Origin of the sequence: Xanthomonas sp. CFBP 8445, from assembly GCF_025666235.1 — a bacterium.
Lineage (GTDB): Bacteria > Pseudomonadota > Gammaproteobacteria > Xanthomonadales > Xanthomonadaceae > Xanthomonas_A > Xanthomonas_A indica.
Genome location: NZ_CP102594.1, coordinates 2,295,257 through 2,308,888, shown reverse-complemented (window position 1 = coordinate 2,308,888; position 13,632 = coordinate 2,295,257). Strand labels below are relative to the sequence as shown.

Annotated in this window: 14 protein-coding genes; 4 read left to right on the top strand and 10 right to left on the bottom strand. The window is 68.3% G+C overall.

The window, feature by feature from the left end; translation table 11 throughout:
• Positions 1–31: 31 nt before the first annotated feature.
• From NUG21_RS09785 to NUG21_RS09775, 3 genes are read right to left on the bottom strand one after another with little or no spacing between them, the layout of a single operon-like run.
• Positions 32–1,108, bottom strand: coding sequence for a class III poly(R)-hydroxyalkanoic acid synthase subunit PhaC (locus NUG21_RS09785; RefSeq protein ID WP_263392934.1), 1,077 nt, complete (start codon positions 1,106–1,108; stop codon positions 32–34).
• Positions 1,105–2,217 (bottom strand): class III poly(R)-hydroxyalkanoic acid synthase subunit PhaE, encoded by a 1,113-nt coding sequence (gene phaE / locus NUG21_RS09780; RefSeq protein WP_263392933.1) that lies wholly within the window; start codon positions 2,215–2,217, stop codon positions 1,105–1,107. The genes NUG21_RS09785 and phaE overlap by 4 nt, the downstream gene beginning before the upstream one ends.
• Positions 2,218–2,262: 45 nt before the next feature.
• A complete protein-coding gene (locus tag NUG21_RS09775; RefSeq protein ID WP_017909499.1) occupies positions 2,263–2,877 on the bottom strand; it encodes a CDP-alcohol phosphatidyltransferase family protein in 615 nt (204 codons plus the stop codon).
• Between the two features lie 143 nt (positions 2,878–3,020).
• Here NUG21_RS09775 and NUG21_RS09770 point away from each other — a divergent pair, with 143 nt between their 5' ends.
• A complete protein-coding gene (locus tag NUG21_RS09770; protein WP_263392932.1) occupies positions 3,021–3,779 on the top strand; it encodes a 3-hydroxybutyrate dehydrogenase in 759 nt (252 codons plus the stop codon).
• Positions 3,780–4,257: 478 nt separating this feature from the next.
• On the opposite strand, the gene NUG21_RS09765 is transcribed toward NUG21_RS09770, so the two are convergent.
• The 3 genes from NUG21_RS09765 to NUG21_RS09755 all read right to left on the bottom strand — a co-directional run bounded on the left by NUG21_RS09765 (position 4,258) and on the right by NUG21_RS09755 (position 6,281).
• Positions 4,258–4,746 carry an NUDIX hydrolase gene (locus tag NUG21_RS09765; protein WP_160947273.1) on the bottom strand — a complete coding sequence of 163 codons (489 nt, stop codon included), beginning with the start codon at positions 4,744–4,746 and terminating at the stop codon, positions 4,258–4,260.
• A 69-nt stretch (positions 4,747–4,815) separates the two neighbouring features.
• A complete protein-coding gene (locus NUG21_RS09760; protein WP_160947274.1) occupies positions 4,816–5,322 on the bottom strand; it encodes a DUF1249 domain-containing protein in 507 nt (168 codons plus the stop codon).
• Positions 5,323–5,459: 137 nt separating this feature from the next.
• Complete coding sequence (locus tag NUG21_RS09755; protein ID WP_160947275.1) at positions 5,460–6,281, bottom strand: posphoenolpyruvate synthetase regulatory kinase/phosphorylase PpsR; 822 nt, start codon at positions 6,279–6,281, stop codon at positions 5,460–5,462.
• A 145-nt stretch (positions 6,282–6,426) separates the two neighbouring features.
• Between NUG21_RS09755 and ppsA the strand changes: the two genes are divergently transcribed.
• Both ppsA and NUG21_RS09745 read left to right on the top strand, forming a co-directional pair.
• The gene (gene ppsA, locus NUG21_RS09750) at positions 6,427–8,802 is read left to right on the top strand and encodes a phosphoenolpyruvate synthase (RefSeq protein ID WP_152237568.1); all 2,376 of its coding nucleotides are present in this window, start codon (positions 6,427–6,429) and stop codon (positions 8,800–8,802) included.
• Positions 8,802–9,764 (top strand): mechanosensitive ion channel family protein, encoded by a 963-nt coding sequence (locus tag NUG21_RS09745; protein WP_160947304.1) that lies wholly within the window; start codon positions 8,802–8,804, stop codon positions 9,762–9,764. The genes ppsA and NUG21_RS09745 overlap by 1 nt, the downstream gene beginning before the upstream one ends.
• A gap of 97 nt (positions 9,765–9,861) precedes the next feature.
• On the opposite strand, the gene orn is transcribed toward NUG21_RS09745, so the two are convergent.
• From orn to mntR, 3 genes are all read right to left on the bottom strand, one after another.
• Complete coding sequence (orn, locus tag NUG21_RS09740; RefSeq protein WP_263392931.1) at positions 9,862–10,434, bottom strand: oligoribonuclease; 573 nt, start codon at positions 10,432–10,434, stop codon at positions 9,862–9,864.
• 100 nt (positions 10,435–10,534) lie between these two features.
• Positions 10,535–11,035 (bottom strand): tRNA adenosine(34) deaminase TadA, encoded by a 501-nt coding sequence (tadA, locus tag NUG21_RS09735; protein ID WP_263392930.1) that lies wholly within the window; start codon positions 11,033–11,035, stop codon positions 10,535–10,537.
• On the bottom strand, positions 11,032–11,496 hold the full coding sequence (gene mntR / locus NUG21_RS09730) for a manganese-binding transcriptional regulator MntR (protein ID WP_019798789.1): 465 nt from the start codon (positions 11,494–11,496) through the stop codon (positions 11,032–11,034). The genes tadA and mntR overlap by 4 nt, the downstream gene beginning before the upstream one ends.
• 149 nt (positions 11,497–11,645) lie before the next feature.
• On the opposite strand from mntR, the gene NUG21_RS09725 reads away from it, so the two are divergent.
• A complete protein-coding gene (locus NUG21_RS09725) occupies positions 11,646–12,995 on the top strand; it encodes an Nramp family divalent metal transporter (RefSeq protein ID WP_263392929.1) in 1,350 nt (449 codons plus the stop codon).
• An 84-nt stretch (positions 12,996–13,079) separates the two neighbouring features.
• On the opposite strand, the gene NUG21_RS09720 is transcribed toward NUG21_RS09725, so the two are convergent.
• Entirely contained in the window at positions 13,080–13,445 is a 366-nt protein-coding gene (locus NUG21_RS09720; protein ID WP_019796068.1) for a nuclear transport factor 2 family protein, read from the bottom strand.
• Between the last annotated feature and the right edge of the window lie 187 nt (positions 13,446–13,632).

Sequence of the window (13,632 nt, the reverse complement as noted above, 5' to 3'; positions counted from 1 at the left end):
GTCCCGCGTGACGGCGCGATGGGGCCAGCGCTCAGTGTCCGCCATCGCGCTCGGCCAGCCAGCGGTGCAGTGCCGCCGGTACTTCGCGCTGGGCGCGGCCGGAGACATAGATACCGATGTGGCCGCCGCGGAAACTCAGTTCGGCATAGTCGCGGCTGCCGACCACACCGCGCAGCGCCCGCGACGCGTCCGGCGGCACCAGGTGGTCCTGCTCGGCATAGACATTGAGCACCGGCATGGTGACCCGGCCCAGGTCCACGGTGTGGGTGCCGATGCGCGCGCGCCCGTGCATCAGCGCGTTGTCCTGGTAGAACTGCTTGACGAACTCGCGGAAGGTCTCGCCGGCCAGATCCGGCGAATCGAAGATCCATTTCTCCATGCGCAGGAAATCCTCCAGCGCCCGCGGATCGTCGAGGATGTCGAGCAGGCCCACGTATTTCTGCAGGTTCAGCCGGAACGGCTTGAGCATCAGGTAGCTGACGTTCATCAGGTCCGCCGGCACGTTGCCGAGCGTGTCCACGAACAGGTCGACGTCGACCTGCCGCGCCCAGTTGGACAGCATGTTGTCCGGGGTGTGGAAATCCACCGGCGTGACCATGGTGACCAGGTTGCGCACCTTCTCCGGCTGCAGCGCGGAGTAGCACAGCGAGAACGTGCCGCCCTGGCAGATCCCGAGCATGTTGACCGGCGCGCCGTCGCCGGCCGCGCGCAGGTGGTCCACCGCGCCATCGATGTAGCGCAGCAGGTAGTCCTCCAGCGTCAGGTAGCGCTCGGAGCGGTCCGGGTAGCCCCAGTCCAGCACATAGACGTCCTCGCCCAGCGCCAGCAGGCCCTGCACCAGCGAGCGGTCCGCCTGCAGGTCGACCATGTACGGGCGATTGACCAGAGCATAGACGATCAGCAGCGGCACCTTGGCGGTGGGCGGGCGGTCGCCGACGAAGCGATACAGCACCACCTTGCCGTCGCGCCACACTTCCTGGCGCACGGTGGCGCCGTAGTCCACCGCGTCCAGGCCAGGCAGCACGCGCAGGCCTTCGAGCAGCTTGCGCTGCAGCTCCAGGGTTTCCTGGACCAGATCGTCGCTGCTGAAACTCAACGGCCCTTTCATGAACGACTCCGACGCGCGGCGGGCGCGGCCCCGGCGCGGCGCGGCGCGGCCGCCGGCGCAGCCTTGGCTTTGGCTTTGGATTTGGATGCGGTCGCCGCGGTCTTGGCAGCGGGCGCGCCGGCGGCCGTGTTCCTGGCGTTTTTCCTTGGCGAGGTCGGCGTGGCCGCGGCAGGTGCGGGCGTCACGGCCGGACCGGCGGTCGCGCCCTGCCCGTCGCCACGCTCCAAGCGCCGCAGCCGCCGCTCCAGCTCGGCAATGCGCCGATGCGCGGCATCCAGTTCCGTGCGCGTCGGCAGGCCCACCTGCTCGCAGACCTGCTCGGTCTCGCGCTGCAGCAAGGCGCGCAGGCGCATCTGCGCATTGGCGACGTCGGCGTAGACCTGGCGGAACTCCGGCGACAGCGCGGCCGCCGCATAGGCCTCCTCGGCCGCATCGATCCACAGATCGAACATCGCCCGCGCGTTGGTCAGTTGCCGGCCCGGATCCTCGTGCGCGCGCAGCTTCTCCTCGAACAGGCCGAAGGCGCGGTCGATGGCGCCCTGCAGCAGTCCCAGGTAGGCCTGCAACTGCGCCTGGTAGTCCTGCTGCGCCTTGGCCAGCGCCTGCCAGCGCGCCTGGTGGTTGCGCGCCGGGCCGAACCCGGGCATCTGCAGCCACGGCCCGCTGTCGCGCTGCAGGCCCTGCAGCCACTGCGCCGCCTGCTGCAACCAGGGGTCGATCCCGGCCTGGCCGGTGCCGCGCACCGCGCCCAGCAGCCACTGCAGCAACTGCTCGCGCTGGCCCTGCACCTGGCGTTTCCAGGCCTCGGCGACCTCGGCGCTGCTGGCGTCGCGGCCGGCGAACCGCGCGGCCACCTGCTGCATCGCGCCGAGCCAGTCGCCGGCATGCTGCTGGAACTGCGCCACTGCGTCCTCGGCCTGCGGCGCGCTGCCGCGCGGCAGCCACTGGCTCCAGGCCGCGATCGCCTCGCGCCAGGAGCCGGTACCGTCGCCGGCCGCGGCGGACGCGGGGGCCGGGGCGCCCTGGCGCAACGCGGCGCTCCAGGCCTCCCAGTACTGCCGCGTCATCGCCTCGAAATCGCCGGCGCCACCGCCGCCGCTAGCCTTCATCGCCAATCTCCCGAACTGGCCCGCGATGATAGCAACCCGCTGCGATCAGGGCTTGGGGATGCGCAGCGTCTTGCTGATCATCAGCGAGCCGGACAGCGCGAACAGCAGCGCCAGCGGGTGCAGCAGCCACGGTCCCAGCCGCCACTCGCCCCACCACAAGGCGTCGCCGATGTGGCCCAGGTGCGCGGCGATCGCCAGCACGATGACCAGCCCCAGGCTGCTCGGGATCGGCGTGCCCTCGAAGTACGGCACCTTGTCGCCGTCGCCGGCGATCTGCTCGGCGGTGACGTTGTAGCGGGCCAGGCGGCTGACCCCGCAGCAGACGAAGAAACTCAGCACCAGCCAGTCCCAACCGCCCTGCATGCCGCAGGCGTAGGCCAGCGCGGCCGGGGCCACGCCGAAGGAGATCACGTCGGCCAGCGAATCCAGCTCGCGGCCCAGCGTCGAGGACGACTTGCGCCAGCGCGCCACCCGGCCGTCGAGCGCGTCGAACACGAACGCCAGCGGAATCAACGCCATGCCGAACAGCAGGTCGCTGCGGCGGCCGTCCTGCAGGAAGCGCATCGCCGCGAACACCGCACCGGTTCCGCAGAAGGCATTGGCCAGGGTGAACCAGTCGGCCAGCTGGAATTCGCGCAGCATGGAGAAGTGGCGTTTCATCGGCATAACGTGGCGGATCCGGCGTGAGCGGCGAGCGACGGCACAGGGTAGCGTGGCGCCGCCGCACTGGCGAGCGGCCCGCTGCCGGGGCGCGCGGTGCGCTGCTACGCTGACCGCCCCCACTTTCGCGCAGGTATTGCCCCATGCAGACCGTCCTGATCACCGGTGCCGCCAGCGGCATCGGCGCCGGCATCGCCCACGAGTTGGCGGCCGGCGGCCGCCACGTCGTCGTCAGCGACCTCGACCTGGCTGCCGCCGAGGCGGTCGCCGCGCAGCTGCGCCAGGCTGGCGGCTCGGCAGAAGCGGTGGCGCTGGACGTGGCCAGCGCCGACAGCATCCAGGCCGCGCTTGCCGCGCTGAGCCGGCCGGTGGACGTGCTGGTCAACAACGCCGGTCTGCAACACGTGGCGCCGCTGCAGGAGTTCCCGATGGAGAAGTGGGGCCTGCTGGTGGAGGTGATGCTCACCGGCGTGGCGCGGCTGACCCAGGCGGTGCTGCCGGGCATGCGCGAACGCGGCTTCGGCCGCATCGTCAATATCGGCAGCATCCACTCGCTGGTCGCCAGCCCGTACAAGAGTGCCTATGTCGCCGCCAAGCACGGCCTGGTCGGCTTCTCCAAGGTCATCGCACTGGAGACCGCCGATACCGACATCACCATCAACACGCTCTGCCCCAGCTACGTGAAGACGCCGCTGGTGGACAGGCAGATCGCCGACCAGGCCCGCACCCGCGGCATCTCCGAAGCCGACGTGATCGCCCAGGTGATGCTCAAGCCGATGCCCAAGGGCGTGTTCATCGCCTACGACGAACTGGCCGGCTGCGTGGCATTCCTGGCCTCGCCGGCGGCACGCAACATCACCGCGCAGACCATCGCCATCGACGGCGGCTGGACCGCGCAGTAGCGCTGCGACGCGCACGCACGTGCGACGATGCGGGCGCGCGATCGACGCTGGCGAATTTTTCGCCAGCGCGGCGGCGGCCGTTGTGGCACAACGCCACCGGTCCCTTATCCACAGCGTTCGTGCGATTTCATCCACACCGGCTGTGGAGAAGTGCGACCCGGACTGCTGAAATTTTCACCACCCGGCAAAATCGGGCAGGCATTTCAGCGACTTGCCACGCTTGCCCACAGGCTTGTGCAGGAACGATCCACAGCTGCTGTGGACAAGCCGGAGGCGAGAGAGATGAGGCTGTTCCTTCTCCTGTCGGGGGAAGGTGGCCCGAAGGGCCGGATGAGGGTACGGCGGAGCCTGACGCAACAAAACTCCGCGAATCGCTTTCGCGCCGCACCCTTGTCCCACCCCACCCAAACCCCGCGGGTCGCTTTCGCGCCGTACCCTCACCCCAACCCCTCTCCCGGCGGGAGAGGGGCTTTAAGTGTCAGACCCGCGAATAGCGCCAGGACTGCATGCGTCCGTCGCGGTACGGCATGACCCCATGGAACGGGCGCGGGTCGCCATCGAACACCAGCGGCAGGAAGTGGCGGTCGCCCTCCCACATCGGCAGCGTGTCCATCTGCGCGATCGGCACCCAGGCCAGCGCGCCCTCGGCGTTCTCGGCGAACGGTTCGCCGCTGTAGGCCTCGATCAGGAACACGAAGCCCAGCCAGTCCTCGCCGTGCTTGCCGAACCCCGGCCAACTGATGGTGCCGCGCAACTGCAGCGCCTCGCAGGTGATGCCGGCTTCCTCCAGGATCTCGCGGCGCATGCCGGCCAGCACGTCCTCGTCCGCCTCCAGCTTGCCGCCCAGGCCGTTGTACTTGCCCAGGTGATGGTCGCCGGGCCGGGCGTTGCGGTGGACCAGCAGCACCTGGCTGCGGTCGGGCGAGAGCACGTAGCCCAAGGTGGCGACGATGGGGGTGTAAGGCATGCGGCGACGGCAGGTGGCAACGGGCGCGCAGTATGCCGTATCCGCGCGGCCGCCTGGTCTATCCGGAGGCTAGACGGCGGGCGTCGCCGCGTCCTGCGAGGCGCGCGGCAGCGGCGGCGCCGGCCGCAGCGTGGCCACGCCATGGCCGCGCTCGGCCAGGTATTCCAGCCATTTGCCGAGGAAGGTGTTCATGCGCATGCGGTGGCTGATCAGTTCCGCCGGCGGCGGGTACAGCCCCATCACGTCCTGCCAGCGGCGGCCGACATAGCAATGGGTGGTCTCGGCCTGGCGCGCGTCCAGGTACAGGCGCACATAGGCCGAGGGGTCCGGCTCGCCGGTCAGCGGATCGCACAGGTCGTAAGTCAGGCGCAGTTCGACGGTGTAGCGATGGCGCTCGATCACGTCCAGGCGCAGGTCCAGGCCGTCGCCGATGCTGGAGACGTAGCTGCCGGCGGCCAGATCGGCCGGCACGAACAAACGGTTCAGGTGCAGGTAGTTCTCGGCGTACAGCCCCATCAGCCAGCCGAAACGGCTGAGCCGGGGGATGCGTTCGCTGCGGGTCAGGGCGTGCTGCATGGACCGATCCTACACGCTGGATCGCGCCGGCGGCAGCATTGACGGATCGATGCCGTGGGCCTACCGTGGAACTCCGTGCGGCGACGTGCGGAAATGCCATTGCCGCCAGGAACGGCCCCGCCCGTCGCCCTGCCCGTTCAGAACATCTCGCGCTGCAATCCCAGCGTCGCCAGCACCTTGCTGGAAATCTCCTCGATCGAGGTATGCGTGGTGCTCAGCGTCGGAATCCGTTCCATGCGGAACATGGTTTCGGCCGCCGCGACTTCGCGTCGGCAGGTCTCCGCATTGGAGTAACGCGAATTCGGCCGCCGCTCCTGGCGGATCTGCTGCAGCCGCTCCGGATCGATGGTCAGCCCGAACAGCTTGTTGCGGTACGGCCGCAGCCGCGGCGGCAGCCGATCGCTCTCCAGGTCCTCGTCGGTCAACGGATAGTTGGCCGCACGCACGCCGTAGTGCAGCGCCAGGTAGATGCAGGTCGGCGTCTTGCCCGCGCGCGAGACGGCCACCAGGATCACGTCGGCCTCGTCGTAGGTGAGCGCGATGCCGTCGTCGTGCGCCAGCGCGAAGTTCATCGCGTTGATGCGGCGGTGGTAGGTCTCGAAATCGACCAGGCCGTGCGCCTGCCCCACTCGCGAGTGCCGCGGCGCGTTCAATTCGCGCTCCAGCGGCTCGATGAAGGGCGCGAACACGTCGAGCATCAACGCACCGCTTTCGGCCAGCAGCATGCTCAACTGCGGATCGACGCAGGAGTTGACCACGATCGGCCGAACCTGGTACCGCTCGCCCGCGGCATGGATGCGTTGCGCCGCATCGCGGGCTTTTTCCGGATCGTCTACGAACGACATGCGGTCGGTGACGAAGCTGAAACCGCTGAACTGGGTGAGCAGGCTATGCCCAATGGTTTCAGCGGTGATACCGGTTCCATCGGACACGTAGAACACCGGTCTGATCGTCGACATTGCCTGCATTCTCCTGGCTGAAACCCAACGGATACGCCCGCTTCGCTTGTGCCGGCTCGGGTACGCACTGCATCATATCGGCTTCTTCCCTCACGGACGCGGCCATTCAGCCCGCCTCGGGCGATGGCCTAACGGAGCATCGCGCTTGAACGAGAACATCCTGTGGTTGCATGAGCTGCGCCTGGCCGACCTGGCCCGCGTCGGTGGCAAGAATTCCTCCCTCGGCGAAATGATCGGCAACCTGGCGGGCCTCGGAGTCTCCGTGCCGGGCGGCTTCGCCACCACCGCCGAAGCGTTCAAGGCCTTCGTCGCCCACAACGATCTGTACCAGCGCATCTTCGACAAGCTGGCCACGCTGGACGTGGAAGACGTGGGCGCGCTCACTGCGGCCGGCAAGGAGATCCGCGGCTGGGTGATCGACGCGCCGCTGCAGCCGGAACTGGACCAGGCGATCCGCGACGCCTACGCGCAGCTGTGCAACGAGAACGGCGGCGGCGACGTGGCCGTCGCGGTACGCTCCTCGGCCACCGCCGAGGACCTGCCCGATGCCAGCTTCGCCGGCCAGCAGGAGACCTTCCTCAACGTGACCGGCGCCGACGACGTGGTGCACAAGGTCAAGGAAGTCTTCGCCAGCCTCTACAACGATCGCGCCATCGCCTACCGCGTGCATCACGGCTTCAAGCACGAGGACGTGTTCCTCTCGGCCGGCGTGCAGCTGATGGTGCGCTCGGGCGTCGGCGCGTCCGGCGTGCTGTTCACCCTGGACACCGAGTCCGGTTTCCGCGACGTGGTGTTCGTTACCTCCAGCTTCGGCCTCGGCGAAATGGTCGTGCAGGGCGCGGTCAATCCGGACGAGTTCTACGTCTACAAGCCCACCCTCAAGGCCGGCAAGCCGGCGATCCTGCGCCGCTCGCTGGGCAGCAAGCTGATCCGCATGGTGTATTCGGACGTGCCGGGCGAGCGCGTGCGCATCGAGGACACCCCGGCGCAGCTGCGCAACACGTTCTCGATCAGCGACGAGGACGTGCAGGAACTGGCCAAGCAGGCACTGGTGATCGAGCAGCACTACCAGCGGCCGATGGACATCGAGTGGGCGAAGGATGGCGTCAGCGGCAAGCTGTTCATCGTGCAGGCGCGCCCGGAGACGGTGAAGTCGCGCGGCCACGCGACCCAGATCGAACGCTTCGCGCTGCAGCAGCGCGGCGAGGTGATCGCCGAAGGCCGCGCCATCGGCCAGAAGATCGGCGCCGGCGTCGCCCGCGTGGTGCGCAGCCTGGAGGACATGAACCGGGTGCAGCCTGGCGACGTGCTGGTCGCGGACATGACCGATCCCGACTGGGAGCCGGTGATGAAGCGCGCCTCGGCGATCGTCACCAACCGCGGCGGCCGTACTTGCCACGCGGCGATCATCGCCCGCGAACTGGGCGTGCCGGCAGTGGTCGGCACCGGCAATGCGATGGAGCTGGTCGAGGACGGCAAGGAAGTGACGGTCAGCTGCGCCGAAGGCGATACCGGCTACATCTACGGCGGGCGCCTGCCGTTCGAGCGCACCACCACCGATCTCGGCAACATGCCGCCGGCGCCGCTGAAGATCATGATGAACGTGGCCAACCCGGAGCGCGCGTTCGACTTCGGCCAGTTGCCCAACGCCGGCATCGGCCTGGCGCGCCTGGAGATGATCATCGCCGCGCACATCGGCATCCATCCCAATGCGCTGCTGGAGTACGCCAAGCAGGACGCGGCGACCAAGAAGAAGATCGACGAGAAGATCGCCGGCTACGCCGACCCGGTGAGCTTCTACGTCAACCGCTTGGCCGAAGGCATCGCCACGCTGACCGCGTCGGTGGCGCCGCACCCGGTGATCGTGCGCCTGTCGGACTTCAAGTCCAACGAGTACGCCAACCTGATCGGCGGCAGCAACTACGAGCCGCACGAAGAGAACCCGATGATCGGCTTCCGCGGCGCCAGCCGCTACGTCGATCCGAGCTTCGCCGCCGCGTTCGCACTGGAATGCAAGGCCGTGCTCAAGGTCCGCAACGAGATGGGCCTGGACAACATGTGGGTCATGATCCCGTTCGTGCGCACCCTCGAGGAAGGCCGCAAGGTCGTCGAGGTGCTGGCCAGCAACGGCCTGCGCCAGGGCGAGAACGGGCTGAAGATCATCATGATGTGCGAGGTGCCGTCGAACGCGCTGTTGGCCGAGGAATTCCTGGAGATCTTCGACGGCTTCTCGATCGGCTCCAACGACCTGACCCAGCTGACGCTCGGTCTGGACCGCGATTCCTCGATCGTGGCGCACCTGTTCGACGAGCGTAATCCGGCGGTCAAGAAGATGCTGTCGATGGCGATCAAGGCCGCGCGCGCCAAGGGCAAGTACGTGGGCATCTGTGGCCAGGGTCCGTCGGATCACCCGGACCTGGCCGAATGGCTGATGCAGGAAGGCATCGAGTCGGTATCGCTGAACCCGGACACCGTGGTCGACACCTGGCTGCGTCTGGCCAAGCTGAAGAGCAAGGGATGATGGCGATGGCGCAGTCGTGGCTGACGGCACTGACGGCGGCCGCCACGGCCGCCGCTCCGGCGACGCCGGCCACGCGCCCGTTCGACTGGCGCACGCTGGACTGGTCGCAGTACGCGCTCAACTGGGGCGTGGCGATCCTGATCCTGGTGATCGGAATGTGGATCGCCAAGCGCCTGAGCCTGTGGTTGCAGCGCGTCCTGCTGCGTGCGCGGGTGGAAACCACGCTCAGCAACTTCCTGCGCAACGTCGCCTATGCGTTGATGCTGGTGCTGGTGCTGGTCACTGCGCTGCAGAAGATCGGCGTGCCGCCGACCTCGCTGTTCGCCGTGCTCGGCGCCGCCGGCCTGGCCGTGGGCCTGGCGCTGAAGGACTCCCTGTCCAACATCGCCTCCGGGGTGATGCTGATCGTGCTGCGGCCGATGCGCGACGGCGACCACGTCGTGGTGGCCGGCCAGGAAGGCGTGGTCGACGAGATCCGGATCTTCCAGACCCGCATCCGCACCTTCGACGAGCGCATGGTGACCCTGCCCAACAGCACCATCACCACCGCGCCGATCGTCAACTACAGCACCCTGCCCAACCGGCGCCTGGAGATCACCGTCGGCGTCGGCTACGGCGACGACCTGAAGAAGGCGCAGGAACTGTTGCTGAAGATCGCCCAGGACAATCCGAACATCCTGAAGACCCCCGCTCCATTCGTGCAGGTCACCAACCTGGGCGAAAGCACGGTGGACCTGATGCTGTTCGGCTACGCCAAGAATGGCGATTTCGGCGCGGCCAAGAGCACCACGCTGGAGCAGATCCGCAACCAGTTGCTGGAGAATGGGCTCAGCATTCCGTATCCGCAGCGCGACCTGCACGTGTACCACCACGATGCCGACGGCCGCCCGATCGCGGAGTTGTTGACCAAGGGCGTCACCGACGACGGCGAGACCAAGCCGGGACCGCCGCTGGCGCGCTGAGCGGCGGCGTCATCCTCGTTATCTCTTGCATCCGCCCGACACGCATCGGGCGGCGTGCCGCATCGCCCCGCAGCGGCGCGAAGGCCCGGAGCGCGGGTCAGCCCTCGCCCTGCCCGCCCAGCCTGCCCATGAACGGACGGTAGTAGCGCAGTTCGTCGATGGAGTCGTGCACGTCGCTGAGCGCGGTATGCGAGGAGGTCTTGGTCAGTCCGGCCGACACCGTCGGCGCCCAGCGCCGCGCCAGTTCCTTCAGCGTCGACACGTCCAGGTTGCGGTAATGGAAGAAACGCTCCAGCCGCGGCATCTGCCGGTGCAGGAAGCGCCGGTCCTGGCAGATCGAGTTGCCGCACATCGGCGAGGTGCCGGGCTTGCACCACTGGGTCAGGAACGCCATGGTCTCGGCCTCGGCCTCGGCCAGCGTGACCCGGCTGTCGAGCACGCGCTGCCACAGGCCGGAGTGGCGGTGCTGGTTGCGGTTCCACTCGTCCATCGCCTCCAGCGTCTGCAGCGGATGGGCAATGGCGAACTCCGGTCCTTCGGCCAACACGTTGAGTTGAGCGTCGGTCACCACCGTGGCGATTTCGATGATCGAATCGCGATCGGTATCCAAGCCGGTCATTTCCAGATCGATCCAGATCAGCCGATCGTTCGCCACGTGCGCTTGCGCCATATCACCGTCCTGTCGTTCGCGGCGGCGATGCCGGCGCGGGAGTGTCGTATCAAGCGTCAATGATACCGCGCGGGCTGCGCGACCGGCAGGGGCGTGGCGCTCACGCGCCGAGTGGCGGCTTGCCGCGCTTGGCGCGGAAATAGTTGGTCAGGCGCGTGCTGGCCGCCGCCGCCAGCACCCCGCCACGCACCTGCACGCGGTGGTTGTGGCGCGGGTCGGCGAGCAGGTCGAACACGCTGCCGCAGGCGCCGGTCTTGGGATCGGTGGCGGCATAGACCAGTTCCGCCACCCGCGCGTGCACCACCGCCATCGCGCACATCGCGCACGGCTCCAGGGTCACGTACAGGCGGCTGCCGACCAGGCGGTGGTTGCCGAGCCGGCGGCCGGCCTGGCGCAGCGCGACGATCTCGGCATGCGCGCTGGGGTCGTGCTCGGCGATGTTGAGGTTCCAGCCCTCGCCCAACACCGTGTCGTCGGCCGAGACCAGCACTGCGCCGACCGGGATCTCGTCGAAGTCGCGCTCGGCGCGTTCGGCCAGGGCCAGCGCGTGGCGCATCCAGTGCTCGTCGCGCGCCTGTTGCACGTCCTCGCCGAGGCTCATCGCGGCGCGCTGTGCTTGCGCACGAACTCGGCGAACACCGCCAGCGTCGCTTCGCTGACATGGTGCTCGATGCCCTCGGCGTCGCGGCGCGCGGTGTCGGGATCGATCCCCAGGGCCAGCAGGAACTGCTCCACGGTCTGGTGGCGCTGCCGGCTGGCGGCGGCCAACGCCTCGCCCTCGGCGGTCAGGAACACGCCACGATACGGACGCTGCACCACCCAGCCACCCTTGACCAGGCGCTTGAGCATCTTGGCCACGGTCGGCTGGGCCACGCCCAGGCGCGCGGCGATATCCACCTGCCGCGCTTCGCCGCCATCGGCGAGCAGGTCGGAAATCAACTCCACGTAGTCCTCGATCAGCTCCAGGCGGTGCGCTTCACGCACCTGGCGGAAGCTTTCGACCTGCACCTCGGCGTCGAGCAGCACCGCCGTCGGCGCCATCGACTTCCCGCTTTTCTGCATTGCAACGCCCTTGTCCGGTGCCGGCGCCCGCCGGCCACCCGCCTATTCTGGCCGAAATCCGGGCTATCGCAGCGATTTGAATTGCCAATGCTAATCCATATAGCACCTGCTATATACTCGTTCGCACCCCGCCTCACCCCGTGGTTGCCATGGCCGCCCCCCTGCCCCTGCCCCGTTCCGCTGCCGAACACGCCAGCCGTGGCGAGCCGCGCCCCAGCCTGGGGGCGATGCACGCCAGCGTCGCCGTGCCGCGCACCGGCCTGGGCTGGCGCCGCTTTCTGGCCTTCCTCGGGCCCGGCTACATGGTCTCGGTCGGCTACATGGATCCGGGCAACTGGGCGACCGACATCGCCGGCGGCTCGCACTTCGGCTACCTGCTGCTGTCGGTGATCCTGCTGTCCAACCTGATGGCGATCGTGCTGCAGGGCCTGGCTGCGCGCCTGGGCATCGCCACCGGCCTGGATCTGGCCCAGGCCTGCCGCGCGCACTATTCCAAGCCGGTGAACTTCCTGCTGTGGCTGGCCTGCGAGGCCGCCATCATCGCCTGCGACCTGGCCGAGGTGATCGGCACCGCGATCGCGCTGAAGCTGCTGTTCGGCATTCCACTGACCGCCGGCGCGATCATCACCTCGGTCGACGCGCTGCTGGTGCTGTTCCTGATGCGCCGCGGCTTCCGCGCGCTGGAAGCGTTCGTGATCGCCCTGCTGACGGTGATCTTCGCCTGCTTCCTGGTGCAGATCGTGCTGGCCGCGCCGCCGCTGCGCGAGGTGCTGGCCGGCTTCATCCCACGCGCGCAGGTGGTGACCGATCCGGCCGCGCTGTACCTGGCGATCGGCATCATCGGCGCGACGGTGATGCCGCACAACCTGTACCTGCATTCCTCGATCGTGCAGACCCGCGCCTACGAACGCACCGACCAGGGCCGCCGTTCGGCGCTGCGCTGGGCATTGACCGACAGCACCATCGCGCTGAGCCTGGCACTGTTCGTCAATGCTGCGATCCTGATCCTCGCCGCCGCGGTATTCCATGCGCACGGCCGCACCGACGTGGAGGAAATCGAACAGGCACACGAACTGCTGGCGCCGATGCTCGGCGTCGGCCTGGCCTCGACCCTGTTCGCGGTGGCGCTGCTGGCCTCCGGCATCAATTCCACCGTTACGGCCACGCTTGCCGGGCAGATCGTGATGGAAGGCTTCCTGCACCTGCGCCTGCCGCCATGGGCGCGGCGCCTGCTGACCCGCGGCCTGGCGATCGTGCCGGTAGTCGCGGTGACCTCGCTGTACGGCGAGCAGGGCACGGCCAAGCTGCTGGTGCTGAGCCAGGTGGTGCTGTCGATGCAGTTGCCGTTCGCGGTGATCCCGCTGGTGCGTTTCGTCACCGACAAGCAACGCATGGGCCCGCTGGTGGTGCGCCGTGGGCTGGCCTGGCTGGCCTGGGCGATCGCCGCGCTGATCGTGGTACTGAACCTGAAGCTGCTGGCGGACACCTTGTTGCACTGAGCGATCCTGGCGTCGCGCCGTGCGCAGACGCGCACGCGACGGCGCGATAAGAATGGATGCCAGAGGCCGGATGCGCGCTCGCGGCTAACCGTCCTGCGCTGCAGACAGCGGCACCACGTACGCCTCCAGTTCCGCCATCTGCCCATCGCGAAATCGCCAGACGTCGCAGTAGGAGAACAGCGACGTCCCGGCGTCGCCGGTAGCGAGCGCGATCTGGCCGATGGCCACGACGTGGCCATCGCCGACGATGAACTTGCGGGCGTCGAACTGCGGTGGCTGCCGGTAGGCCTCGGCCATCCACTCCCTCACCGCCTGCTTGCCTCGGAGTGTCCGCTCGCCGATGAAGTGCCAGGTCGTATCTTCGGTGCAGTGAACGAGAAAGCCTTCGTGATCGCCTGCGGCGAGGGCGGCATTCGCGGCCTGCAGGATGTGCTGGTTCGCCTCGGTCATCGGGACGGTCTCCTCTGGCTTGGAACTATCGAGATGGCGCGAGCCTAGCGTCGCCGGTGTCGCGCCTGCGTCCACGCGGCGCCTGCATCGCCGCGCGAGCGACCGAAACGCACGCAAGCGTTGCGACGATACGATGCAGAAGCCGTGTGCAAGTGTGGAGCCCTGCCAGAGAGGCACTGACGCGCCA